The sequence below is a fragment of the Neisseria sp. Ec49-e6-T10 genome (assembly GCF_051132615.1).
GTDB lineage: Bacteria > Pseudomonadota > Gammaproteobacteria > Burkholderiales > Neisseriaceae.
The window spans coordinates 3,075,337-3,100,904 of record NZ_CP152375.1 but is presented as its reverse complement, the minus strand read 5'-3'; the positions used below and the strand labels follow the sequence as shown (position 1 = coordinate 3,100,904).

Here is a 25,568-nt window from a genome sequence, read left to right as displayed (position 1 = left end):
CATGATGGAATTAAAACCGATTGCACAAAAATTTATTCTTCATTGGGGAGAAATGGGGTCAAAGTGGGGTGTTAACCGCACGGTGGCGCAAATTCATGCCTTATTGTTTTTGGCTGAAAAGCCATTGAATGCAGAAGAAATTTCGGCAACATTAAATATTGCACGTTCTAATGTCAGTAACAGTTTGAAAGAACTTCAAAGCTGGCATTTAATCCATGTGGTGCACCATATGGGGGATAGGCGTGATTATTTTGAAACCTCAAAAGATGTTTGGGCTTTGGTTAGGGCTATTTTTACAGAGCGCAAAGAGCGTGAGTTTGATCCTACTGTACTCATGTTGCAAGAGTGTGTGGATAGTGATGATTTTAAGCAAGAAGATGCCGAAGTTCAAAAACGCATACAAGACACTCTGGTTTTAATGAAAACCATGAATAGTTGGGCCGATGAAATGTTGCGTTTGTCTCCTGAAACTTTATTAAAAGTCATGAAGTTAGGGGCTAAAATTCAAAAACTGATTCGTAGTGATGCAAAATAATTAGGTTTTTTTGGAAGAAGGTGTATTTTTAGATGCCTATTAAAGGCTGATTTTTTTATTATAATATTTCTAAAATAACAGAAATTTCGAAAAATTAAAATTTTGGAGAATATAATGTCACACAGCTTTTTAAACCAAAAACATATAAAACAATCTTATTTGATTACTGGTGGTACAGGGTTTGTTGGGCAATCTTTAATTCAGGCATTAATAAAAGATGGGCATCAAGTCACCTTGCTTACTCGAGACAGCATGAAAGCTGAAAAATTATTTGGGCAAAAGGTACGGTTTGTCTCATCTTTTGAGCAAATTGATAAAAATGATATTTTTGATATTGTGATTAATCTTGCTGGAGCCAGAATTATTGGTTGGCGTTGGACAACAAAACGTAAAAAAATATTGTTGGATAGCCGCCAAAATTTAACCCAAAAATTAGTTGCTTGGATAGGTAACTTAAACCATAAACCGAAATTAATGTTGAATGCTTCTGCTATTGGGTACTATGGCATACAGGATCAAAATGATTCATCTTTTTTAACGGAAGAAGCAAAGGGGCAGAATATTTTTATGTCTTATTTGTGTCAGGCTTGGGAAGAGACTGCAAAAGCGGTTCAGCAATATGGTGTGCCAGTAGTGATGATGCGTTTTGGTTTTATTCTTGGTCATCAAGGTGCATTACCTCCTTTATTATTACAAACAAAATTAGGGGGTGCTAGTCGTTTAGGTTCAGGTAAACAGGTAATGAGTTGGATTCATATTGATGATGTGGTTGGGATCATGGCGTGGTTGATACGTGCTCAAAATCAACAAGGTGTACAGGTTTTTAATTTTGTTGCACCCAAACCTGTTACACAAGATGATTTTAGAAAAATCTGTGCTAAGTTATTACATCGTCCTACTTTTTTATGGGTTTCTAAAGCCATAATGAATTTATTGTTGGGTGAACAAGCTGGGTTATTGGTCGAAGGCCAAAGAGTCAGTGCACAAAAATTGGTTGATGCTGGTTATGAGTTTCAATTTACTGATTTATCCAAAGCCATCGAAAATCTGATTTAAGGGGGTTAAGCCATTTGGCTGATGGTTTTTCGAAACCTTCTTAATGAGAATATAAAAAACACACTGCCAATGGCAATGAGCCATAAGAAAGAGCTCCATACGACATCAAAACCTGCACCTCTATATAAAATAGCTTGTCCCAGTTCGATAAAATGGGTGGTTGGCGCCAAAGACATTATGGTTTGTACCAGCTCGGGCATGCTTTCTCTTGGTGTCATTCCACCTGAAAGCATTTGTAGTGGCAATAAAACCAACATCAATAGCATCCCAAATTGGGGCATATTGCGTGCGATGGTTGCAAGGAATATCCCCATTGAAGTGGTTGCAAATAGGTGTAAAGCAGCGCCACATAAAAATAAGGCCATGGAACCCTCTATGGGAATGCTAAGGGCACCACGAACCACAAAAGTTAACGATAATGCTGCAGAAACCAAAACAACTAACCCCATAGACCATACTTTAGAGATCATAATTTCTTTTGGCGTCACTGGCATAACCAGTAGGTGTTCAATTGTGCCTTTTTCTCTTTCTCTGATTAAGGCTGCACCAGTTAAAATAATAGAAAGCATGGTAATTTGGTTAATCACTTCCATTAAGGCACCAAACCATGCTTGGGTTAGGGTGGGGTTAAAGCGCATACGCAAAGCAAGGTCAACAGGTAAGGTCGGGTTGGCTCGATAACGGGTCAAAAATTCATTGATTTCACCAGTGACTATTTGTTGGATATAGCCGTTTCCTGTAAACGATTGGCTCATCCGTGTAGCATCAACATTCAGTTGTATCGTGGGTGTTTTACCCGCCAATAAATCTTGTTGGAATTCGGGAGGGATATCCATTACGAAGGTAAAATCTCCTGTGTCCATGCCATGATCCATTTGATCTAATTGAATCATGTTTGGGTGAGAAAAGTGTGGGGGGTAAAAAGCAGAAGCAATTCTTGCTGATAAGGTAGAGTTATCTTCATCCACAATGGCAACTTGTGCCATATGTAGGCTATCTGGTACGGCTGTTGCTGCGGTATAAACAGAAACGGTAAAGGTAAATGCAATTAAGACCAGTAAAATAGGGTCTCGTATTAGGCTCCAAAGTTCTTTTACACCTAACCGATAAATATTGATTAATTCTTGTTTCATGGTCAGTTTTCCTGTTTTTTTAACAATATAACAGACAGTATTAATATTATGGGCAGTACAATGAGTAACATAGCAAAAGAGCCATATAAATCAGTAATATTAAGGGCTTTACTGAATACTCCTCTGCTGATGATGAGCATATGGGTTGCTGGGTAAACCTCTCCTATTATTTTTCCGCCACCTTCTAAAGAGGAAACAGGGTTGATCATGCCCGCAAATTGAATAGCGGGAATCAGTGTGCCCACCAGCGTAAAAAACATGGCCGCAATTTGGCTGCGTGTAAATGTAGAAGCCAGTAAACCAACACCTGTTGTAATAATGCAGTAAATAAAGGTTGCCAAGGCTAAAGTTAAAATACTGCCTTTTATTGGGACATCAAATAAGGTTACGGCCAGCAATGTCATTAAAAGAAAATTAAACATGGCTAACACAACATAGGGTATTTGTTTGCCAATTAAAAATTCGGTACGGGTAACAGGTGTCACGTATAGGTTAATGATGGAGCCCATTTCTTTTTCTCGTACTACAGACAAAGCTGTTAACATTGCAGGGAACATTAACAATAAAATGGGAATAACCGCGGGTACGATTGCAGGTAAACTTTTTACATCAGGGTTGTAACGAAATCTGGTTTCGATATTAAAATGACTGCTGATAGGTGCCCCTAACTTTTCTTGTGCCTGTTCCACCAACCATAATTGATGAATCCCTTGGACATAACCTTGTATGGTCTCTGCGCGTTGTGGCATGGCACCATCAACCCAAGCGCCAATACTGACAGGGCTGCCTTTTTGTACATCGAGTGCAAAATTAGGCGGAATTTCAATGGCTAAGGAAATATCGCCATTACGCATACGTTTATCCAGTTCAGCATAATCTTGGATGGGGGCTTTTTCGTTAAAATAACGAGAACCAGATAAATTTAGTATGTAATTTTGACTCAAAAGACTTTGGTCTCGGTCTAATACAGCATAATTTAAGTCTTCTACATCCATGCTGATCCCAAAACCCATAACAAACATTAAGAGCATAGAGCCAATAAGTGCAAGGGTTGCTCTGACGGGGTCTCTTCTTAGTTCAAGTGTTTCTCGCCACATATAACTGATGGCGCGTTCCAGATGAAATCCTTTTAGTTTTAAGGGTTCTATTTTTTTGTTTGCTTGTATGGTTTCTTGTGTCTGAATGGACAAGTTGTTGTCTGATTCTGTGTCTGTGCCAGCGCCCGCATCAACTAAATAGCCAATAAAGGCTTCTTCTAAGGTGGTTGCATTTCGTTTGTTAACGAGAGCTTCAGGGGTATCACTGTCTAATACTTTGCCTGCATGCATGAGTGATATACGGTCACAACGCTCTGCCTCATTCATAAAATGGGTCGAAATAAAGATGGTAACTTGATCTTTTCTGGACAGTTCAATGAGCAATCGCCAAAAATTATCTCGAGCAATGGGGTCTACGCCTGATGTAGGCTCATCTAAAATTAAGAGTTCTGGTTTATGCACCATAGCAACGGCTAAAGACAGGCGCTGTCTTAAACCTAATGGCAAGCTATCTGGTAGATTATTTAAAACATGTGTCAGGTTAAAACGTTCGGTCATTTCTGTCACACGAGCAGGAATCTCATGCTCAGGAACATGGAATAGGCGGGCATGTAAGATTAGATTTTGTGAGACAGTTAATTCACTATATAAAGAAAAGGCCTGAGACATATAGCCCACACGTTTGCGGGTATTAATGTCTTCTGGGTCAACTTCATGTCCAAATAGCCAAGCTTTTCCTTCACTGGCAGGAAGCAACCCTGTTAACATTTTCATGGTTGTTGATTTGCCACAACCATTGGAGCCTAAAAAACCAAATATCTCGCCGCGACGAATTCGAAAATTAACATGATCAACTGCTACAAAATCACCAAAGCGCATGGTCAGATCTTTGGCTTCAATAGCAATGTCTATTTGTTCCGATTGCGGCAAAGGTGGTACTTCTACGGTTGTGTAACCCCGTCGCTTTTCTTCTGGTAACAGTTTAATAAAAGCGTTTTCTAATGAAGTTGTTTGGGTTTTTTCAAGTAACTCATCAGGTGTGCCTGTGGCCAGAATTTTTCCTTCGTCCATTGCCACGAGCCATTTAAAGCGTTGTGCCTCATCCATATAGGCTGTGGCAACAATCACGCTCATATTGCTGCGCTCTAAACGGATTTTGTCGATTAAATCCCAAAATTGAGCGCGAGCAAGCGGGTCAACCCCTGTTGTGGGTTCGTCCAAAATAAGCAGATCTGGATCATGGATCAACGCACAACATAGTCCCAGCTTTTGTTTCATGCCACCAGATAATTTACCTGCTGGTCTGGATAAAAATGGATATAGCCCTGTACTACGGGTTAAGTTGTCAATTCGTCGTCGTCGCTCTTGTGCATTATGGCCAAATAAGCGGGCAAAAAACTGTAAATTTTCTTCAACAGATAAGGTTGGGTATAAGTTTTTGCCTAAACCTTGGGGCATATAAGCAATAAGAGGGCATATATTATTCCGATGCTCTTTACTGCTCATCTCTCCACCAAGTACATTAATAGAGCCTTCTTGTATGACTCGTGCACCTGCAACTAATGATAACAAGCTGGATTTGCCAACACCATCAGGGCCAATCATCCCTACCATCAAACCTGCCGGAATGGTTAGATTAATATGATCTAAAGCTAAAGTTTTCCCATAACGTAAACTGACGTTATCTAGTTGAACCACAACAGAGGAAGATAAGACAGGGCTTGTCATGATGATTCTTTATTGTAAAAGTTTCTTTTGCAATTGATCGGGCCATTGTTTATTTGGGTCTAACTTGATCCAAGCAACACCAGGTAAACCTGTTTTTACCTGATTGATGTGTTTTTGGAGTAATTCTTTGCTGATTTGTGCTTTTACCCGAAACATCAATTTTTGTCTTTCCGCTTGGGTTTCCACTGTTTTAGGGGTGAATTGAGCATTACTGGCAATGAAAGAAATGGTTGCCGGAATAACATAATCAGGGGCTGCATCTAAAACAATACGCGCTTGTGCCCCTAATGCTACTTTTCCAGCGGCTTCTTCTGGCAAGAAAAAAGTCATATAAACATCTGATAAATCAATCATGCTCAGCACTTTGCCTCCTGCACCCAATACTTCAGAAGGTTGTGCAATACGGTATTGGATACGGCCATCTTTGGGGGCAACCAGTTGACTGTCATCAATATCAGCTTGAATACGGGCAATGGTTGCTTGGGCCGCTTTAACTGATGATTCTGCCCCTGTTGCTTGGGCTCGGGCAGCATCAATTGCCGCTTGTGCTGAAGCAACTTGTGCTTTGGATGCTGTGACAGCTGCTTTCATGCTACGTGTTTGTGCCTTGTTATCATCTAATTCTTGAGCAGAGATTGCGCCTTCTTTAGCGATGGCATTGGTTCGGTTTAACCTTTTTTGAGCCGCATCTAATTCACTTTCTCTTTGGGCAACAACAGCTTCAGTTGCCGCTTTGTCACTTTGGCGTAAAGTGATTTGTGCTTTGGCATTGGCTAAAGCATTTAATGCCTCTTGATAGCGTGCTTGTGCTTCTTTTAATTGTGCGTCAAGTGTTTGAATTTGCATACTGGCTAATGGTTGGCCTGCTTTGACAAAATCACCTTCTTGTACCAGAACCTGATCAATGCGACCAGCAAGTTTTGTTGCTATGTCTATTTGTGTGGCTTCTATTCGTCCATTGCCACTAATAAAACCTTCTTCAAGTTCATCCTTATTTAAGGTCTGCCAAATAAAATAAGCACCAATGAACAAAATCAGAATGGCAATGATGAGAAATAATTTTTTTCGAGCAAGCTTCATAATGGTGTCGCCCCTTAATATAGCCAGATAGTAGATAACTAAATTTTAAACGTTAAAATTAGGTATGTTGATTATGATTAAATTTTTATTTTTTTAAGTAACTTAAGTTTTAAAAAATATACTTCAGCTAAAATGAAAACTTTATACCATTGTACCGTTAATCACTTTGGTTGAATAGCAGTAAGTAAGCATATGTTGATTAATATCTATACAAACGGAATATATAGTATTACTATGGGCACCATTATTTATTTATGAAGGTCATTTAAGTAATGAAAAAGTTGTTTATTGTTTTATTTTTTACTCTTATTAGCACTTATGTGAGTGCAAATTGTGGTTCTATTCAAAGCAAAGATCAAAGAGCATATTGTTATGCTAAGCAAAATAAAGGAAGTTGTGCCGCAATTCGCAGTAATGATTTAAGAGGCCAATGTAATGCAGAGCAAGGAAAAGGAAGTTGCTCTTCTATTCTAAATCAAGATAAAAGAAAATATTGCAATGCAACACAAGGAAATGGTTCTTGTTCCTATATACGTGATAGTGATTTAAAAGCGCAATGTAATGCAGAGCAAGGGAAAGGTAAATGTATTTCAATTCGAGATTCTGATAAACGAGCATATTGTTATGCTACACAAGGGAAAGGGCGTTGTTCATCAATACGAGATAACGATTTAAAAGTTCAATGTCAAATAGATGTAGAAAAAGAAGAGCGTTGTGATTTAATTGAGGATTTGGATCAAAAAGTATTTTGTTTTGCTAAACAAGGAAAAGGTACATGCGATGCGATATATGATATCAAGATGAAGGCTTTGTGTGTTTCTGAAGTTGGTAGAGGAAAGTAAAATGATAAAGAAGAGAGTCTATTTGTACTCTCTTCTTTCACTTTAATGGTTCAAATTCGATTTTAATTTAATACCTGCTAATTCAGGAACGGGTAAAGGTTGACCTTGTGCATTGGGTACAGTTTGGAAATGTTGCCCAGTTTTCCACTGATGTACTGCTGTCTCAATTTCTGCTTGAGTGGGTGCCACAAAATTCCACCAGATAATCCTATCTTCTGTAAATGGTTCGCCACCAATGATCAGTACTCTTGCATTTTTTGCCTGTAAATGGATATGTTGATGACCTGTGCTAAGATATAGCAGATGTTCTTTAGAAAATAATTCCCCATCAATTGTCGCTTCTCCTGCCAAAATAAGCACACCATATTCAAAATTAGGGTTTAAAGGAAAATTGAAAACGGATTCTTCTGTACACATCAGATCCGCTGCTATTAATGGTGTATAAACATGAACAGGAGATATTTTTTTCAGTAAAGAACCAACCAATAAAGTGATGGTAAAGCCATTTTGTTGGATAATAGGCAAATGAGTGTAGTGCTCAAATTTAGGCGGCATTTGCCGTTGTTTTTCAGGTAAGGCAATCCATAATTGTGCCAGATGTAATACACCACTTTGTTCATCTAGGGTGTTTTCTGCATGAGTAATACCATTTCCCGCGGTCATAAGATTAACTTGGCCCGGACTGATGATTTGTTCATAACCCAAACTGTCTTGATGTAAGACTTCGCCTTGAATCATCCATGTAAATGTTTGTAAGCCAATATGAGGGTGTGGACCAACATGCATCGCTTGGCCAGGTTGAAATGAAATGGGGCCTGCATGATCTAAGAAACACCACGCACCAATCATGCGTTGTTTTTTATTTGGTAAGGCTCGCTTAATAGTGAAACCTTCACCCAAAGTAGTTGTACGTAAATTGATTTTTTCTTGATAAGCCATTTTCATCATTTTTTAGTGTTGGTGAAATTATTATTAAAGTGTAACAGTAAATAGTGTTTTTTTTGATAAAATTGATCATTCATTATTTTTAGCACTTAAAAATAGAAAAATTTATAAGGGTAACCTTATTTTTATCATTATTTTTAGGTTATGTGTTGTTTATTTATTACAGGAGAGAAAAAATCATTACATGTAACAAATTTTGTTTGACATGTGATGATTTTTTGATAAAATAACGTCATGGAAAGAAAATCATCTGCATATTATCAACGCCTTTATCGTCAACGTTTACGTGAGCAAGGCTTGATTAAAAAAGAAATTTGGATTTTGCCGAAACATGCAAATACCTTGAGTAGTATTGAGCATCAGTTACGTCAATCCAGTATTGACGAAGAATTAATAAAGCAAGAGGAGAATTCAATGCAAACATCACAAAATTGGACGGCCAGCTCATTGTATGCAGCATTATTAAGCGCACCATTATTTAGGGAAAAAAGAGCGACGGTTCAATTGCTTGAATGTACTGACCCTATTTTATATGTTGTGATGCATGATTATGGTGAGTTACCTTTATTTATTGCTGTTTCTGGAGCACAAATTGTTGTTGAAGGAACTTTGTGGAAAGAAAATGAAGTTAAAGACGTGGTTAAATTTAATGATGCTGTGTTAAGAACTCATAAGTTATTTCCATTATCAAGCATTGCATTAGAGGCGCCTGTAGAAGGTTTAAGTTATTATATTATGTTCGGCGCTTTAGGTGCTGCATCATTATTAGAGAATATTGTCGTAGAAATTGAAACATTAGCAGATAACATTATTAAGGCAACAGAAGCATATGCCAGCCACCTTAAAGAGTTTTCTGATTTGGGCTAAAGGAGAGAAAAATGAGTATCTGGAATAAAATGGTAACTGCTTTACGCGGAGGCGCTCATGAAGTAGGAGAGACGCTTCTTGACAGTCAGGCTTTACGTATCCTTGACCAAGAAATTCGTGATGCAGATGCTGAATTGCGTCGCTCAAAAGAAGCACTTGCAGAAATTATGGCTAAGCAAAAATTAGCGGCTGTTGAAGTAAAAAAATATCAAGACAAAATTGCTGAGTATGAGCGATATACTTTACAAGCTTTAGACGCTGACAATGAGGACTTGGCAAAAGAAGTTGCTGGTAAAATTGCCAATTTAGAAGGGCTATTGGCAGAATCTGAGTCGCAAACAAATAGTTATGCAACCAGCGTGGAGCAATTGCGTAAAGCGGTTATTCAAACAGAAGCACATATTAAGCGTATGAAACAACAAGCTGATACTGTACGTGCAACAGAAAATGTACAAAAAGCACAAATGGCTGTGTCAAAAAGCTACGGAGGGTCTCAAGCAAGAATGCATACTGCTTTGGAATCCCTAGAACGAATTAAAAAACAGCAGGCTGAACGTGCAGCCAAAATGGAAGCATCGAATGAGTTGGCAAATTTAGAAGACGCTGATGCACAGCTTGAGCATAAATTGCGTGATGCAGGTATCATTCCTGATGCTTATAGTGCAGACAGTGTTTTGGCAAGGCTGAAGAATAAAAAAACTGCTGATGAGTAGTGTAAAAATATTAAAAATAAATAGCCTTTAGGCCGCCCTATAGTTTAGGAAAAGGATGACCGTTCATCTCATCTTGATACGGCCTTATCCTTTTTAAATTTAGGAGTAGACTTATGACAGAATTTTTAAACAGTGCATTATCTTTTCCAACAATTATTTTTAGTATTTTTTTCTGTATAAGTCTTATCCTTTGGTTATTTACGGCATTTGGCTTGTTTGGATTTGATGCAGATGTGGATGTAGATGGCGATATTACAGTTGGTGAGGCGGTTGGGTTTTTATCCCGCTTTGGGCTAGGTGGCGTACCCATAACCATTGTGGTTTCATGTTTATCGCTTTTTGGGTGGATGACTTCTTTTTTATTGCAAAGTTGGATACTTAATCGTGTCGGTTTGGCAATTATTTATTACCCTTTAGGCATAGTGGTTTTTATTGTTGCTTTGATAGTTGCTGTCTATTTCACAGCATTGGTTTGTCGCCCTTTGCGGTTTAGTCTTAAAAGTCAGGAAGCACCTAGCAATAAACATTTTATTGGGCGGGTTGTAACGGTTCGTAGTTCTAGTGTAAATATGAAGTATGGCGAGGCTATTATGGATGATGGCGGTGCTGGCTTGATTCTTAAAATACGTGCGGAGGAATCTCAAGGGTTTAAGCAAGGAGATAAGGTCGTTTTATTAGAGTTTTTAGATGATATACAAGCTTATCATGTGATTAGCGAAGATGAGTTTAATGGTATATAGGTTATATTTGCTATTAATAGAACTATTGTTTTGTAATTTAAGGGAGTTTTCATGAGAGTAGAGTCAATTATTTTTGTTGTCGTTTGTGTTGGGGCTGTTGTTGTAATTTTATTGGGTAGTTTGGCTTTACTCAAAATGTTTTATACCAAAGTACCTCAGGGCACCGCATTGATTAAAAATGGTTTATTTTTAAGTCAACCAAAAGTAACCTTTACTGGTTCTTTTGTGTTCCCAGTGATTCATATCAAAGAGTTTATGAAAATTTCTTTGGTGACTTTACAAGTGGATCGTCGAGGTAAAGACGGGCTTATTTGTAAAGATAACTTACGTGCTGATATTACAGTTGCTTTTTATCTTAGAGTGAATGAAACACGCGAAGATGTGTTAAAAGTAGCCAAATCTATTGGGGTAAATCGTGCATCCGATCATAATGCCATGGATGAATTGTTTAATGCTAAATTTTCAGAAGCATTGAAAACAGTGGGTAAACAGTTTAATTTTGAGCAATTATTTGATGAGCGCCAAAATTTCCGTGACCGTATTGTGCAAATTATTGGTGAAGATTTAAATGGTTATGCACTTGAAGATGTGGCCATTGATTATTTAGAACAAACACCGATGGAATTATTGGATAAAAACAAAATTCAAGATGCTGAGGGTATTCGTAAAATTACAGAGCTTACTGCACGTGAAAGTGTGGCAACCAATGAATTAAACCGTAACGCTGAATTAGCAATACAGAAAAAAGACGTAGAAGCAAAAGAAGCTTCTTTAGCTTTAGAGCGTCAACAAGCAACAGCAGAGGCACAACAAAAACGTGAAATTGAAAGTACTCAAGCACGTGAAGAAGCTGAAACGCAAATGGTTGTTGAACAACAAAGACTAAAAGCAGAAGAAGCTCGTATTGCCACACAAGAGCAAATTGATGTGCGCACGCAAAATCAACAACGTGAAGTAGAAGTAGCAGAGCAAAATCGCCAACGTGCGGTTGTGGTTGAGATAGAAAAAGTAACGCGTGCTAAAGAATTGGAAGTGGTTGCTCGTGAACGTGAAGTTGAATTACAACGCATAGATAAAGAAAAAGCGTTAGAAGGTGAACGCAAAGAAATTGCCAATGTGATTCGTGAACGTGTTGTGGTAGAAAAAACAGTGGCTCAAGAAGAAGAACGTATTAAAGATGTACGTGTTGTATCAGAAGCTGAACGTTTAAAACAAGTGGCTATTCTTGAAGCAGAAGCCCAAGCTGAACAAGAGTTGGTGCGTCAAGTTAAACAAGCTGAAGCTGATGAAGAGCGTTCCAAACATAAAGCAGTTGAAATCAATACCTTAGCTCAAGCAGAACTTGAAGCGGCTGCAAAACAAGCTGAAGCTAAAATTCGTATGGCTCAAGGTGTTGAGGCTGAAAGAGCCGCACCAGGCTTGGCTGATGCGCGTGTGTTAGAAGTGACTGCTGCGGCAAAAGAAAAAGATGGTTTGGCCAATGCGCGTATTCAAGCTGAGTTGCTGATTGCAGAAGCTAAAGGCGAGCAGGAAAAAGGTTTGGCTGAAGCGCGTGTGATTGAAGCTAAAGCAGATGCTAAAGAAAAAGATGGTTTGGCTGAAGCCAAAATGTTACAAGAAAAACTATCTGCCCAAGCTCGAGGTGAAGAGCAAATAGGTTTGACTAAAGCACGTATCACCAAAGAACAGGGTGTTGCAGAAGCTCAGTTCTTACTAGACAGATTAAATGCTGAATCAGAGGGTTTGGCTAAGAAATTTGCTGCCATGAATTCATTAAGTGATAACACTCGAGCACATGAAGAATTCCGTATGCAGCTTGAAAAAGACTTTGATCAAGCACTTGCTGCTATTTCTGCTAATAAAGAAATCGCTAAAGAGCAAGCAGAAGTATTGGCTGCGGCTTTATCTAAAGCGAAAGTTGAACTTGTTGGTGGTGGCGGTGACTACTTCAACGCATTTGCTAAATCATTGTCTATTGGCAAGGGTATTGAAGGTGTTGTAGGAAAAAGCCCTGTTGTACAAGACTTAATTGCCCGTTTATTGGGTGGTGATAAAGGCTCAAACGGTAATATTGGTGATTTATTCAGTAATTCTAAAGAGTAAGCCACTTAAATTTAGGAGAAAATAGCTGTTTACACAGATATTTTCTCCTTTTTAAGATTTTATCTAAGATATACATTATAAATGAATCATAAATTGTTTATTCATTTGTATTCATTGGCTGTATTGATGACATAACACTTATGTCATCCTTTTCAGGAAGCGTAAATATGAAGGAAAACCCTACCGAAAACCTTGGACAACAAGAACTTGTGGATAAAGCCGTTGCTGAAGGTGGTGCGTACGAAGTATTAAATAAACGGTTGCAATCTCAAGGGGGCCGTTTACAGGAACTGACTCAAGATATTAATAATCAAAGGCTTAACGAGTTTGGCGATAGTTTTATGGAAGTCGTTGGACGTGTTCGTATTCGTACTGAACATAATTGTCTTGCCAGAGATATTGTGCGGGCGGGCGACTGTTTACTATTCGGTTACAATGTTTTCATAGGATTAAAAAAAGAAACCAGCATTTCAGATGTATTTTCTTTATATCGCTTGATTGAAAATGAAGAAGGTTTTGAGGCTGAACCAGCACCAATTGAGGGAAGCTTTTTAGATGATCCTCGTTTTATTTCCGATTTTAATGAACTTTATACCTATTATAAAGATACTCGATTACTCCAGCTATTGATTCAAAATGATAAATTACTGGCCAGTTTTCAAATTGGTGAACGCCATACTGATATTAGGGTATTCCGTTGGACTTTATCGACAGATGGCAACAGTAAAAATATCAAGTATATTGATAATCGTGCAGAGCAAGATATTGCATTGCCCGCTCCCTATGATTTTGAATGGGTTGCAACAACCCGTGAAATGATTATTGATACAGGTAAAAGACTGTACACGAATATTTTAAACACCTTGTTTGTTGAACAAAAACAAGGTGTTTTGTCTATTAAAATTGAAAATAATACAGCAGACGGGCAGCAAATTCATGCTGAAAATTTAGAAGATAAGAATCAAGCGTTAATTGATTTGCGCATAGAATATGCTCAACTAGGCTCTTTGGTTTTATTAAAAATTTTACCCTATAGAGAACAAAATTGGCGTTATCTTGTTTTTAATAAATTAACGCAAAAAGTGGTCAAAATTGATGCCTTAGGATTGGCTTGTATTCAATTACCAGAAGATCATGGCATTATTTTCCCTGGTGGGTATTATTTACAAAATGGGGACTATAAAACATTTGATATCCCTATGCATAATATGCGTTTTAAACGTTCTCATCGTTCGCCTAATGGTGAGGATGTTCTTTATATATTTTATGATCCAGAAAGTGGTGCATCTGTTTTACTGAGCTATGATGTAATTTCTCGTGAGCTAGAGTCTCCGATTCTTGGGCATGGCTATGCACGTTTTGAAGATGGGCGTATGGTTATTTTCCACTCAGAAGGAGAAGAGCCGACTCGAATTCACCCAATGCAAATTTGGCGTACCCCTTATTTCACAGATGAATATGCAGCAAGGCAACCAACGCGCACAGGATTTTTTGGGCGCATTGGTAACTTGGAACTGGTTCGTGGTATTTCTGATTTATATGAATTGTGTCGGGAAATCAATAACACTTCCGTGTCCGTACAACGTTATACTATGTTGTGCCAAAGTGTGAGACGACTATTTGATGCTTACCACTGGATTAATGATCCTCAGGTAGAAAAATTACCTAATTTATTACGAGAAGTTTCTGCTACCGCAGAAATGGTATTAGACGAATATGAAAAAGTAGAGAGTATTCAGGCTCAGTCAGCACAAGCGCTTGAACAGGCAAAAAATAAACAAAAATCATTACTTTCTTTATTGGTGCCAGACAGTTGGGCGCAAATTCAAGAATATGTCAATGCGCTCAATGATATTACAACACAACGTGGGTCGCTGCTGACTATTCGTGAATATCGTTATATGGATGTTGCCGCAGTTGATGCTATGGAAGAGGAGCTTTTGGCTGCTCAGGAACGTATTGCCGATGCGACAGCTAAGTTTTTAGCCAGCGATAAAGCACTTGAACCGATTACAACGCAACTACAAAAATTGGATGAAGCTGCCCAAGCAGCTCAAACAGTGAGTATTTTACAAGAGCCTATTGATCAGATGAACAATATGGCTAATGACTTGGATATGTTGACCAGTTTAATGGGGACGTTGCAAATTGAAGATGCAACTGAACGAACCAAAATTGTCGAGTCCATTTCAGAAGTTTATGCCAAATTAAATCAAAGCAAAGCTCGCGCGCAGTTAAAAAGAAAATCATTGGGTTCTAATGAGTCGGTTGCTCAGTTTGGCGCACAATTTCAATTGTTTAGTCAAAGCATCACCAGTGCTTTATCTTTAGCTCAAGACCCAGAAAAATGTGATGAGCAATTATCTCGTTTATTGGTGCAATTAGAAGAGTTTGAAAGCCAGTTTGGTGATCAGGAAGAGTTTTTAGCAGATATTCTAAGTAAGCGTGAGGAAGTATTAGAAACATTTGATGCTCATAAACAGTCTTTATTGGATGAGCGTCAACGTAAAGCTCAAAACGTTCAGGATGCTGCTTTAAGAATTTTAGATACGATTCCTCGTCGGGTGGAGCGATTAAATACCCCTGAAGAAGTGAATGCATTTTTTGCCTCAGACCCCTTAATTCTAAAATTACGTGAGCTCTCTGGTAGGTTGCGTGAATTACATGACAGCATGCGTGCTGATGACGTGGAGTCTCGCTTAAAAACAGCACGTGATCAGGCCATGCGTTCTCTTCGAGATAAGTCTGAACTGTTTGAAGAGGGCGGTAATATTATTAAGCTTGGGCCAAGACATCGTTTTAGTGTCAATACCCAAGAGCTTGATTTAACTTTGTTGCCACGAGATGATCAGTTGTGTGTTCACTTAACAGGAACAGACTATTTTGAACCATTAAAAAATCCAGAAATTGAGCAATTGCGTGATTATTGGCAAATTTCTTATGAATCTGAAACAGAGCAATTATATCGTGCTGAATATTTAGTGACACAAATTATTGTGGCAGCTAAAAATAAAGAAGACGGACTTTCCCTTGATTTATTAAAGCAACAGATTGCTCAATTTGATGTGCTCAGTAAAACGGTACGTGACTTTGCGACACCACGCTATAAAGAAGGTTACGAAAAAGGTATTCATGATCATGATGCAACCTTGATTTTGACACAGCTCTTGCCTTTAAGTGAAACAGCAGGCTTGTTGCGTTATGCTCCATTAGCGCGTGCTTTAGCGTGTATTTATTGGCAATACGTCAGTTCTGATGAGGAAATAAAACTTTTATGGATTGAACGAGCTAAGTCGGGTCGTTCTATTGCACAGCTTTTTGGTCGAAATAATGGTATCGAGTTATTGGAGCAAGAAGTTACTGAGAATATGCAGCAATGGCTAAAAGAAAAGCAATTATTCGCTTTAGTACAAGAAGATGATGTCAGTGAAGCTTCGGCTTATCTTGTTCAGGTTTTATCTGCCGATCGTTTGGAAATCAATATCAGTAAATATGGCAAACAACTGCATGATGCTTTACAGTCTCGCTTACAAGTAGAGCACATGTGGACAGAGTTTGAGTTGTCTTTACAAAAACTTGTTGAATATCCTCATTTACAGTGGCAACAAATTGATAATGCGCTAAGAGGTTTATGTCAAGCTGATGAAAGTTTGGCTGTCTTGTCTGATTATATTCCTGAGGCAATTGCTGTATTTTTATTTAATGGTGTATTACCTGTACGCTTTACTGAAACAGATTTACGTTTTACCGTAAGCAATTTAATGGGCACTCATTCGCGTATCAAAGAGCAGCAAATGGTGTTATCTGTTGACGATTTATTTAAACGTGCCCGTTATCATTTACATAAATTTATTCCTGCTCTAAGGCGTTATCAGGCATTGCGTCAAAATATTATTGCACAAGAAAGAGAAGTCATGCATTTAGATGAGTTTAAACCTCGTCCATTGACTTCTTTTGTGCGCAATCGTTTGATTAATGATGTGTATTTACCTGTTATTGGGGATAACTTAGCCAAGCAAATGGGGACAGTTGGTGAAAATAAACGTACCGATTTAATGGGTTTGTTGATGCTCATTTCGCCACCAGGTTATGGTAAAACAACATTAATGGAGTATGTTGCTCATCGATTAGGCCTGATTTTTATGAAAATCAATGGCCCTTCATTAGGTCATCGTGTGCATTCTCTTGATCCTGAACAAGCGCCAGATGCAACATCTAAACAAGAATTAGAGAAACTGAATTTGGCTTTAGAAATGGGCAATAATGTGATGCTGTATGTTGATGATATTCAACATACCAGCCCAGAGTTTTTGCAAAAATTTATTTCATTATGTGATGGTACACGTCGTATAGAGGGGGTTTGGAAAGGCAAAACCAAAACTTACGATATGCGCGGGCGCAGATTTTGTGTTGTGATGGCAGGTAATCCTTATACGGAATCAGGGGAAGTATTTAAAATTCCAGACATGTTGGCTAACCGTGCGGATATTTATAATTTGGGTGAAACATTAGGTGGTATGCAAGACGCATTTGCTTTAAGTTATATTGAAAATGCGTTAACCTCTAATGCTATTCTTGCACCATTAGCAACTCGTGATATGGCAGATGTGTATCGTTTTGTTGATAAAGCAGAAGGCAAGGAGGTTTCATCTAATGAGTTCAGTTATGGTTACAGTGCCGCAGAAGTAAATGAAATCGTTGGATTACTAGAGCGTATATTGCTTGTTCGTGATATCGTTTCTCAAGTGAATCAGCAATATATTGCCAGTGCTGCACAAAGCGATGAATATCGTATTGAGCCATCATTCAAGTTACAAGGTAGTTATCGTAATATGAATAAGATGGTAGAAAAAATGTCTGCCATTATGAATGATAGTGAATTAAAGCAATTGGTTGATGATCACTACCAAGGAGAAGCTCAGCTCTTAACAACAGGGGCAGAAGAAAACTTGCTGAAATTGGCTCAAATAAGGGGTACTTTGACCGAGGAAGAAGCAGAACGTTGGACACAAATTAAACAAGATTTCCAAAGACATAAAGCATTAGGTGGCAGTGATTCTGATACAGGTACCAAAGTAGTTGCCCAACTTTATGATTTGGTGCGCTCTTTTAATGAGTTCGCATCCTTTGTAGAAAATAAACCAGAAGTTGAGCCGCAACACATTCCTTGGGAAGAAATGATTCAATCCTTAGAAAAATTGGCCAAACCATTACCCACGCCTAATGTTGCTGTGAATGTTACAGCAGAAGCACAGCCTGCAATGACTTCTGTGTTAAATGGTATTGCTGAGTCTTTAGATAAAAGCTTTATTCCTGTAGCAGCATTGATGGAGAAAAAACTTGATGTTGATTTGCGTACCCAGAGGCATATAGTGGGATTGACCAATGGGTTCCGCCAACTTGCAAAAATGATGGGACAAAAACAGGTGATTGATGTGATGAATGATACATCAAATATGAATGATTTTTATGGCGACAAAAAGTAAAGCACCAAAAAATAGTTTACAACAGCGACTGGTTATTTTAGTCGCTGTTGTTTTTATGATGCTTACTTTTCAAATCATCAATACTTTTTCAAATAATATCCTTAATGGTTATTTAGGCTTGTTGCCAAGAGATGCAAAAGGTTTAGTTGGGATTGTTTTTGCCCCTTGGTTGCATGGTGATTGGGCTCATTTGTTTGCAAATTTACCTATTCTTTTGTGTTTGAGTGCTTTGGCAATGTGGCATTCAATTCGGCGTTATGTTTATGTAAGCCTATTGATTATTTTAGGCACTGGTGTTTTAGTTTGGTGTTTTGGGCGTAATGGTATTCATGTTGGTGCCAGTGGTTGGGTTTTTGGCTTGTGGGCGTGGTTGCTTACTCGGGCTATATTTGAACATAAAATCGCTAATATATTGATTTCATTTATTGTGTTTATGTTTTATGGTGGTTTGTGGTGGGGGTTTTTGCCAAAAGAAGGGATTTCTTTTGAATCTCATTTGGCTGGTGTGATCGTGGGTATTGCCATAGCCAAATATTATGGCAAGAAGAAAGTCATTTAGATTTGATGTTTTAAGATTAATATATTCGTGTGCTGACTTAATTTAGTATAAAACTTCAGGTAAGGCATTTTGGCTTATTTGATTTATCCACCATGTTAAGGCTGCACCATTTTCGTTGGTGCGCCAAGCTAAATAAAATGTTTCATCCGCTTTTGGTTCTATAACAGCTAATGGCACAAGTTCCTTATTATTTAATTCAGTCATGATTTGTTTTTTGGGTAAAAAACCATGACCAACTCCTGCTTTTTGTAACAAAATTTTATCGGCAAGAGAGTCAACAGTGATTTGTTTTTGCCCAGAATATAAGCCTGTTGTCCGTGAAGGGGCGTCTTTTGCACTGTCTTTAATGACAATTGCTGTATATTGTAAAAGTTGGTTTTTTTGTAAAGGCTCTGTGAGTTTGGCTAATGGGTGCTCAGGTGAGACACAAAATACAAAATCCATGTGGCCAATAATCTGTGTTTTATATCCCCCACCAGAAGGGCCTTCACCTGCAGCTATAATTAAATCTGCCTGTCTTTGTATTAAAGCTTCCCATGTGCCTGTAAGTGTTTCTCGATGTATGTGTAAACGCGTATTTTGAGCCGATTGTTGAAACTGAGCAATCGTGTCAGAAAACGCAGACAAAGGTAATAAGTCATCTATGGTGATGTTAAGTGCTATTTCTACCCCTTGAGACATTTTATATAAGCGATTTTCTAGGTCCCTTGCACCAGTTAATAAACAAAGGCCTTCTTGTAGTAATTCTTTACCAATGGGGGTTAAGGTGACTTTGGGGCCGTTACGTTCAAAAAGACGTATGTTCATTTGCTCTTCTAATTTATTGATTGTATAAGATATAGTGGAAGGCACTTTATGCAATTTTTCTGCCGCAGCAGTAAAAGAACCCGTGCGTTCAATAGTGTCGATAATATGTATGGCTTCAAGAGTCAGGCGTAACATAATAAGAAATCCTATATTCGATTTTTTCGATTATAGAATGGTAAAGTTTTCTCAGCAAGAACAAAATTTTTTAAATATAATAATAAATATCAAGAAGTAAAATTAATCGAATATTTCGATTTATATGATAAGTGTTATGTCATCTCAAAGAAAGGATGAACACAATGTTAGAATTACGTAAAGCAAGTGATCGTGGCGTATCTCGTTTAGATTGGCTTGATTCAAAACACACATTTTCATTTTCTCATTATTATGATCCTAAACAAGTTGGATTTTCTGATCTTTTGGTGATCAATGATGATAAGATTAAATCTGGTAAAGGCTTTGGCACACACCCCCATAAAGATATGGAGATTTTCTCTTATGTTTTAGAAGGGGCATTAGAACATAAAGACTCAATGGGTAATGGTTCAATTATTTACCCAGGTGATGTGCAAATGATGAGTGCGGGTACAGGGATATTACATAGTGAATTTAATCCATCTAGCAAAGAAGATGTTCATCTTCTACAGATATGGATTACACCTGAACGTAAAAGTGTCACTCCTCGTTACCAACAAGTTCATTTTTCTGATAAGCAAAAACAGGGAAAATTATGTTTGATTATTTCTCCAGATGGCAAAAATGACTCTCTTTCTGTGTATCAGGATATTAATGTCTATGCTGGATTATTTGATGCAACTGAAACCTATGATATGGTTATACCAGAAGATCGTTATGTTTATGTTCATTTGGCGCGTGGTAGTTTAGATGTGAATGATCAGCATCTTGAAGCTGGGGATGGTATGCGTATGAGACATGAGGAAAAACTTCATTTTTGTAACGGTATAGGTGCAGAAGTATTGGTATTTGAGATGGTGCCTAAAGAATATCCAGAGTTTTGAAGTGATTAATTTTAAATAAAATACTTTGAAAACAAAACCTTTTGATCCTGTTTGTAACGAATACAAACAGGATTTTTACTTTGTGATTCATGCCTTAAGCTCTTGTTTACCTAAATTTACTCCTATTTTAAGTTTTATTACTGCCATATTGTTTAAAATGATAAGGTGACATAAATTTCATATGAATGATTATGTAATGTTTAAATGTATGTTATGGAGTTGGACTAAAGCCTAGAGTTAAAATAAGGAGTGGTTTTATGAAACATAAGTTCTTTCAATATCTGTTATTTTTGATGATATCAGTATCTTCTTATGTGTATGCAGCTAGTTGTTTATCCATTAATGATCATGATCAAAAGGTATATTGTTATGCAAAACAAGGTCAAGGCAGTTGTACTTATATTAGGGATAGGGATTTAAAAGCACAATGTAATGCTGAATTGGGCCAAGGCAGTTGTTTATCTATTAATGATCATGATCAAAAGGCATATTGTTATGCAAAACAAGGTCAAGGAAGTTGTACTTATATTAGGGATAGGGATTTAAAAGCACAATGTAATGCTGAATTGGGCCAAGGCAGTTGTTTATCTATTAATGATCATGATCAAAAGGCATATTGTTATGCAAAACAAGGTCAAGGCAGTTGTACTTATATTAGGGATAGAGATTTAAAAGCTCGATGTAATGCAGAGAAAAAATAAGCAACGGGATATTGTATTTGGTTGAGGCGTTGAGCATAACAAAATTTATTTTGCTTTAAATGAATACAAAGTATTGTAAGCAGTATGAAAAAATAATCCAAGTGAGTATTAACCAATAAAGAACCGTCCTTCTAGCTGTATAAAAGGGCGGTTTTTTATTGGTTAATAGATAAATAAATTTAGGTTCTTTTAATTGAGTTAAAAAATATTTGTTAACTAAAAAATAAGATCCAATATTTCGATAATTATTCTATTAAATCTATATTACATCTTAAATTTTATTGATGTCTTTTTTGGTTTTTACCTATGTAGCCAGTTCTTTTCATAAAGTGACATTTATCGAAAATATGTTAAACATTGACGTTATTTGTTAATTCTTAATATTTAAATTTTTTAATTTTTACTGAGTGATATCTACTGCTTTAAATAAATATAACATAAATGTTAAGGTCAAATTTATATTGGCATGGTTTTTGCATATTAAATATTATAATATTGATTTTATTAAAAAATTTTGATGAAAAAGTCGAGGCAAAAGGGTGGTTAATGAATAAATCTATGAAGAAAACTGTACAATATAAAAAAACAATGACTCAACCAACTAAAATTTTTCAAGCCATTTCTTTCTTAGGGCTGGGTTTAGGAACAACATTTTCAGCCTTTGCTGTTGATTGTGTTGTGGCCACTAGTCAGGTAAATGGCTCTGTAACGTGTGATGCCTCCGATACCAATGTGACGATGATTAGCGTGAAAGCGGGTGCTAAGGTTACTCATAATACTGGGGGGGCTGATTTAACCATTACCAATGCATCATCTACTAATACCAATACCACTGATTTTCCCAGTTGGGGTAGTAATGTTTATGGTATCCGAGCATCAGGAGCGGGTGCCGAATATATTTTAAACACTCAAACATCTAAAGGTAATGTGTCTATTGATGTGGGTAATAATGCCAATATGAGAGGATATGGTGTTTTAGCAGAAAATAATGGCACAGTAACAATATATGCGAATAAACTAGAGGTAGTTTCTCGCGGAAACTATACAAATGATTGGAGTGCTAATGATGCTTTGCATGCTACCAGAGGTGGTGTACTCAATATTTATGCGGATCAGGTTTTTGCTAATGTGACAAATGCGACAACACCCCATGGAACTATTGGTGCTGTTGGCGGAACAATCAATATAAAAGGTAATACTGGTTTATCCACAACAACGATTACTAATGGTGGTAAATCTAGCTCTATTGCGGGTATTTGGGCTGATGCAGGTGGTGTTGCTAATTTAGAGTTAGTCAATATTGATATGGCTGGTTCATCTAACTATTTAATGGGTATCTATACTAAAATGTCAGGTACTCAGGTAAATTTTTTGGGTGGAGATATTGGTACAACTGGCTCTCATGCTGGTACAGGTATTCGTACTTTTGAGTTATCTAATGTTACTGCTAAAGGATACAATAATGGTCATTTAACAGTAACAACAAATGGGCTAGACGCTCGTGGTGTTCGAGCTACGGGGGAATCTAAGGTTGTATTAAATGCAGATAAATACGCTAATTTTGTGACCACAATTCATACAACTGGCACTATTTCTGATGGGCTGAATGCAGGTCGTTTGGGTACCATGCACAGTGATGGCTCTATTCATAGGCATGCAGGTGAAATAGGATCTGAGTATGCCAGTTCAAGTATCACAACATATGGTCAAACCCATATTCAAACAGACAGTAATACATCCTATGGTTTAAGATTAATTGGAGATGGGGCAACAATCAATATGTATGCTGTTGCAGGGCAAGGGCGTAGCACGGTACATTCTGCCAGTACCTCTGTGCGCTTTGGTTTTGGTCATGGTTATAGTGTCAACTCTGATGGTAGTACAGCAATAAAACAGCAAAGTATGACTTTGGAGCAGGTTGATTTAACCCATAATGGTCAAAGTGGCCAGTTTGCCTTAGGAAACGACACATCAAGCTTTTTGTGTCGAGTGTCCTCTTCTTTATGTGATATGAATGGTAATAATACAGCCACCAGTGGGAATTTAATTCAGGTAGGTGATCATTCAATTGATGTAGGTGTTCAATCTCACTTAAATAATAATAATGCGGCAATGACTGTGGCTGATGCAGTAAAAGACGGTGTATTAAATTTAAAAAATAGTACCGCTACTGCGGTAGAGGGGAAAGATTTATTAAATGTGACCTATGGTGGAGGAACAGCATTGGTTGCAGATAAAGTTTCAAGTAGCTTTACGTTAAATGCCTATGATCAGACCATATTAAAAGGCAGTATTTCTACCGATACTACTTTGGATGCTCAAGATAAACCCAGTTCAACTGTTTTAAATATTAGTAATGGATCACAATGGTATACAACAAGGGACTCTAATCTTACAGAGCTCAATACACAAAATGCTGAAGTTTATTTAAACCGTTATGACTCTTGGCGGGACGCAGCTAATAACTTAATTTTACAAGGTGCTGTACCAACTGATTATACAACACTAACAACAAATAAATTATCAGGAACAGGTCGATTTTATTTTAATACTGATATTGTGGCGGGACACACTGATTTGTTAAAAGTAACAGATACCAATGCTGCAATAGGCAATCATACTGTAGTGGTTAAAAATGATGCATCTCAAAGCACAACTGGTGATGAGCGGCTTGATATTATTCAAACAAATGGGGGCGCAGGTCAGTTTTCATTGGCTCAAAATGTTGAGCTTGGCGCTTGGGAGTATGAGTTAAGGAAAAATCCAGATCAAATAAATAATTGGGAATTGGTTCAAGCAACGGCAAAACCAACAACAACAGTACAAACAACTTATAGTTTGATGAATACTAATTACTTATTGAATTATATTGATACCCAAACCCTTTTACAAAGGATGGGCGAATTAAGGCAATCACAACCGAATGGAATTGATGTTTGGATTCGTTCTACTACAGGCAAACTCGATTCCTTTGAGGGCAATATATTTGATGGTTATGACATGGATTATATTGGACTACAAGGTGGAGCAGATAAGCAAATTTCTATAGGGTCTGGCAAATTGTACTTAGGGGCAATGGCCGGTTACACTCAGGCAGATCATGGCTTTGCTGGTGGTGGAGATGGAAAGGCTAAAAGTTATCAGTTTGGTGTTTATGGAACTTATTTGACTCAAAATGGTTTGTATATAGATGGTGTCATTAAATATGCTCATTTAAAAAATGATTTCATGATTTATGATTCACAAAATAACCGAATTAAAGGTGATGGAAACAGTGATAGCTATAGTGCTTCTATCGAAGTGGGTAAACGATTTAATTTGGCTCAAACTATTTCTGGAAAAGTATATTTAGAGCCTCAAGCTCAATTAACTTATACTCATCAGAACAGCTTATCTCAAAAAACCAATAGTGGGTTAAAAGCTGATTTTGACAGTTATGATTCCACTTTATTCAGAGGGAGTGTAATTGTCGGTTATGATATGAATCAATTAAATAATCCTATCAGTGTTTATTTTAAAACAGGTTATGTACAAGAGTTAAGTGCAGATGTCTCTGCAAAAGTGAATCATATCAATGTGAGTCACTATAGTTTTAAGAATGGCTGGTGGGATAACGGGTTAGGTGTAACAGCTCGCTTTAATAAACAACATAATTTATTTGCTGAAATAGATTATGCAATGGGTAGTAAATTTGATAAAAAACAGTTAAATATCGGATACAGATATGAATTTTAAATAATTTTTTGGCCAATATGGTTAATATTGGCTAACTGATTTAGTTGTTAGATTTACTTAAATAGTCACCCTGAAATAAACAAGGCAATTATTCTTTTGCCTTGTTTATTTTTTTATTTCTCATTTTTTTGTTTCATTAATGATGCATTAATCGATCAATTTTTCATTTAATATAGTTAAATTTTGCAAAAAATGAAAAAATAACTTGATGTTATATCAAATTTATATACAAAAAAGATACAGATTGAACAGTCTATTTTTTGATGTTGTTAAATTAAATATTTAAAACTTTTTCTAAAAACAATGCTTTATTGCATTAAGTTTTATTAGGTAATTAAATTATTAAATTAATTTAATTGCTGGATGACATGACTATAAAAATATTATTTACAATTGATGTTGGTTATGTAAATATATTGAAAAAATAACCGTTATTTTAAATTAAATTTAAATTTTATAAAATGAGCGAACAAAGGGCTCTT

At 37.1% G+C, this 25,568-nt stretch carries 17 protein-coding genes; 12 read left to right on the top strand and 5 right to left on the bottom strand.

Annotation, left to right across the window (positions count from 1 at the left end; all coding sequences use genetic code 11):
• The first annotated feature begins 4 nt into the window (after positions 1 to 4).
• Both AADH04_RS15205 and AADH04_RS15200 read left to right on the top strand, forming a co-directional pair.
• Complete coding sequence (locus tag AADH04_RS15205) at positions 5 to 535, top strand: GbsR/MarR family transcriptional regulator (protein WP_434779863.1); 531 nt, start codon at positions 5 to 7, stop codon at positions 533 to 535.
• 114 nt (positions 536 to 649) lie between these two features.
• Positions 650 to 1,591 (top strand): TIGR01777 family oxidoreductase, encoded by a 942-nt coding sequence (locus AADH04_RS15200; RefSeq protein ID WP_434778124.1) that lies wholly within the window; start codon positions 650 to 652, stop codon positions 1,589 to 1,591.
• Between the two features lie 5 nt (positions 1,592 to 1,596).
• Here AADH04_RS15200 and AADH04_RS15195 read toward each other — a convergent pair whose 3' ends face one another.
• From AADH04_RS15195 to AADH04_RS15185, 3 genes are read right to left on the bottom strand one after another with little or no spacing between them, the layout of a single operon-like run.
• On the bottom strand, positions 1,597 to 2,724 hold the full coding sequence (locus AADH04_RS15195) for an ABC transporter permease (RefSeq protein WP_434778123.1): 1,128 nt from the start codon (positions 2,722 to 2,724) through the stop codon (positions 1,597 to 1,599).
• Between the two features lie 2 nt (positions 2,725 to 2,726).
• The gene (gene rbbA, locus AADH04_RS15190) at positions 2,727 to 5,489 is read right to left on the bottom strand and encodes a ribosome-associated ATPase/putative transporter RbbA (RefSeq protein WP_434778122.1); all 2,763 of its coding nucleotides are present in this window, start codon (positions 5,487 to 5,489) and stop codon (positions 2,727 to 2,729) included.
• Positions 5,490 to 5,498: 9 nt separating this feature from the next.
• The gene (locus tag AADH04_RS15185) at positions 5,499 to 6,569 is read right to left on the bottom strand and encodes an HlyD family secretion protein (protein ID WP_434778121.1); all 1,071 of its coding nucleotides are present in this window, start codon (positions 6,567 to 6,569) and stop codon (positions 5,499 to 5,501) included.
• Between the two features lie 272 nt (positions 6,570 to 6,841).
• On the opposite strand from AADH04_RS15185, the gene AADH04_RS15180 reads away from it, so the two are divergent.
• A complete protein-coding gene (locus AADH04_RS15180) occupies positions 6,842 to 7,411 on the top strand; it encodes a hypothetical protein (RefSeq protein WP_434778120.1) in 570 nt (189 codons plus the stop codon).
• A gap of 42 nt (positions 7,412 to 7,453) precedes the next feature.
• Here AADH04_RS15180 and AADH04_RS15175 read toward each other — a convergent pair whose 3' ends face one another.
• Positions 7,454 to 8,350, bottom strand: a complete 897-nt coding sequence (locus AADH04_RS15175; RefSeq protein WP_434778119.1) for a pirin family protein — start codon at positions 8,348 to 8,350, stop codon at positions 7,454 to 7,456.
• 240 nt (positions 8,351 to 8,590) lie between these two features.
• On the opposite strand from AADH04_RS15175, the gene AADH04_RS15170 reads away from it, so the two are divergent.
• From AADH04_RS15170 to AADH04_RS15145, 6 genes are all read left to right on the top strand, one after another.
• Positions 8,591 to 9,223: a YjfI family protein gene (locus tag AADH04_RS15170; RefSeq protein ID WP_434778118.1), complete on the top strand. Its 633-nt coding sequence runs from the start codon at positions 8,591 to 8,593 to the stop codon at positions 9,221 to 9,223.
• A gap of 11 nt (positions 9,224 to 9,234) precedes the next feature.
• On the top strand, positions 9,235 to 9,936 hold the full coding sequence (locus AADH04_RS15165; RefSeq protein ID WP_434778117.1) for a PspA/IM30 family protein: 702 nt from the start codon (positions 9,235 to 9,237) through the stop codon (positions 9,934 to 9,936).
• Between the two features lie 113 nt (positions 9,937 to 10,049).
• Positions 10,050 to 10,676, top strand: coding sequence for a hypothetical protein (locus tag AADH04_RS15160; RefSeq protein ID WP_434778116.1), 627 nt, complete (start codon positions 10,050 to 10,052; stop codon positions 10,674 to 10,676).
• 51 nt (positions 10,677 to 10,727) lie between these two features.
• Positions 10,728 to 12,779: a hypothetical protein gene (locus AADH04_RS15155; protein WP_434778115.1), complete on the top strand. Its 2,052-nt coding sequence runs from the start codon at positions 10,728 to 10,730 to the stop codon at positions 12,777 to 12,779.
• Between the two features lie 167 nt (positions 12,780 to 12,946).
• Positions 12,947 to 18,265, top strand: a complete 5,319-nt coding sequence (locus AADH04_RS15150) for a DNA repair ATPase (RefSeq protein ID WP_434778114.1) — start codon at positions 12,947 to 12,949, stop codon at positions 18,263 to 18,265.
• Positions 18,249 to 18,824, top strand: a complete 576-nt coding sequence (locus AADH04_RS15145; protein WP_434778113.1) for a rhomboid family intramembrane serine protease — start codon at positions 18,249 to 18,251, stop codon at positions 18,822 to 18,824. The genes AADH04_RS15150 and AADH04_RS15145 overlap by 17 nt, the downstream gene beginning before the upstream one ends.
• 42 nt (positions 18,825 to 18,866) lie before the next feature.
• Here the strand turns inward: AADH04_RS15145 and AADH04_RS15140 are convergent, their stop codons facing one another.
• Positions 18,867 to 19,766, bottom strand: a complete 900-nt coding sequence (locus tag AADH04_RS15140) for a LysR family transcriptional regulator (protein WP_434778112.1) — start codon at positions 19,764 to 19,766, stop codon at positions 18,867 to 18,869.
• Between the two features lie 164 nt (positions 19,767 to 19,930).
• Here AADH04_RS15140 and AADH04_RS15135 point away from each other — a divergent pair, with 164 nt between their 5' ends.
• The 3 genes from AADH04_RS15135 (at position 19,931) to AADH04_RS15125 (ending at position 25,086) form a co-directional block, all read left to right on the top strand.
• A complete protein-coding gene (locus AADH04_RS15135) occupies positions 19,931 to 20,650 on the top strand; it encodes a pirin family protein (RefSeq protein WP_434778111.1) in 720 nt (239 codons plus the stop codon).
• A 257-nt stretch (positions 20,651 to 20,907) separates the two neighbouring features.
• Positions 20,908 to 21,351: a hypothetical protein gene (locus AADH04_RS15130; protein WP_434778110.1), complete on the top strand. Its 444-nt coding sequence runs from the start codon at positions 20,908 to 20,910 to the stop codon at positions 21,349 to 21,351.
• A gap of 546 nt (positions 21,352 to 21,897) precedes the next feature.
• Entirely contained in the window at positions 21,898 to 25,086 is a 3,189-nt protein-coding gene (locus AADH04_RS15125; protein WP_434778109.1) for an autotransporter outer membrane beta-barrel domain-containing protein, read from the top strand.
• Positions 25,087 to 25,568 lie beyond the last annotated feature (482 nt).

Bases quoted from the DNA above. Each gene is read 5' to 3' on its own strand.
- rbbA (WP_434778122.1), bottom strand. From the start codon at position 5,489: ATGACAAGCCCTGTCTTATCTTCCTCTGTTGTGGTTCAACTAGATAAC.
- AADH04_RS15160 (WP_434778116.1), top strand. From the start codon at position 10,050: ATGACAGAATTTTTAAACAGTGCATTATCTTTTCCAACAATTATTTTT.
- AADH04_RS15150 (WP_434778114.1), top strand. From the start codon at position 12,947: ATGAAGGAAAACCCTACCGAAAACCTTGGACAACAAGAACTTGTGGAT.
- AADH04_RS15130 (WP_434778110.1), top strand. From the start codon at position 20,908: ATGAAACATAAGTTCTTTCAATATCTGTTATTTTTGATGATATCAGTA.
- AADH04_RS15175 (WP_434778119.1), bottom strand. From the start codon at position 8,350: ATGGCTTATCAAGAAAAAATCAATTTACGTACAACTACTTTGGGTGAA.
- AADH04_RS15155 (WP_434778115.1), top strand. From the start codon at position 10,728: ATGAGAGTAGAGTCAATTATTTTTGTTGTCGTTTGTGTTGGGGCTGTT.
- AADH04_RS15205 (WP_434779863.1), top strand. From the start codon at position 5: ATGGAATTAAAACCGATTGCACAAAAATTTATTCTTCATTGGGGAGAA.
- AADH04_RS15140 (WP_434778112.1), bottom strand. From the start codon at position 19,766: ATGTTACGCCTGACTCTTGAAGCCATACATATTATCGACACTATTGAA.
- AADH04_RS15125 (WP_434778109.1), top strand. From the start codon at position 21,898: ATGAATAAATCTATGAAGAAAACTGTACAATATAAAAAAACAATGACT.
- AADH04_RS15170 (WP_434778118.1), top strand. From the start codon at position 8,591: ATGGAAAGAAAATCATCTGCATATTATCAACGCCTTTATCGTCAACGT.
- AADH04_RS15195 (WP_434778123.1), bottom strand. From the start codon at position 2,724: ATGAAACAAGAATTAATCAATATTTATCGGTTAGGTGTAAAAGAACTT.
- AADH04_RS15200 (WP_434778124.1), top strand. From the start codon at position 650: ATGTCACACAGCTTTTTAAACCAAAAACATATAAAACAATCTTATTTG.
- AADH04_RS15135 (WP_434778111.1), top strand. From the start codon at position 19,931: ATGTTAGAATTACGTAAAGCAAGTGATCGTGGCGTATCTCGTTTAGAT.
- AADH04_RS15180 (WP_434778120.1), top strand. From the start codon at position 6,842: ATGAAAAAGTTGTTTATTGTTTTATTTTTTACTCTTATTAGCACTTAT.
- AADH04_RS15145 (WP_434778113.1), top strand. From the start codon at position 18,249: ATGGCGACAAAAAGTAAAGCACCAAAAAATAGTTTACAACAGCGACTG.
- AADH04_RS15165 (WP_434778117.1), top strand. From the start codon at position 9,235: ATGAGTATCTGGAATAAAATGGTAACTGCTTTACGCGGAGGCGCTCAT.
- AADH04_RS15185 (WP_434778121.1), bottom strand. From the start codon at position 6,569: ATGAAGCTTGCTCGAAAAAAATTATTTCTCATCATTGCCATTCTGATT.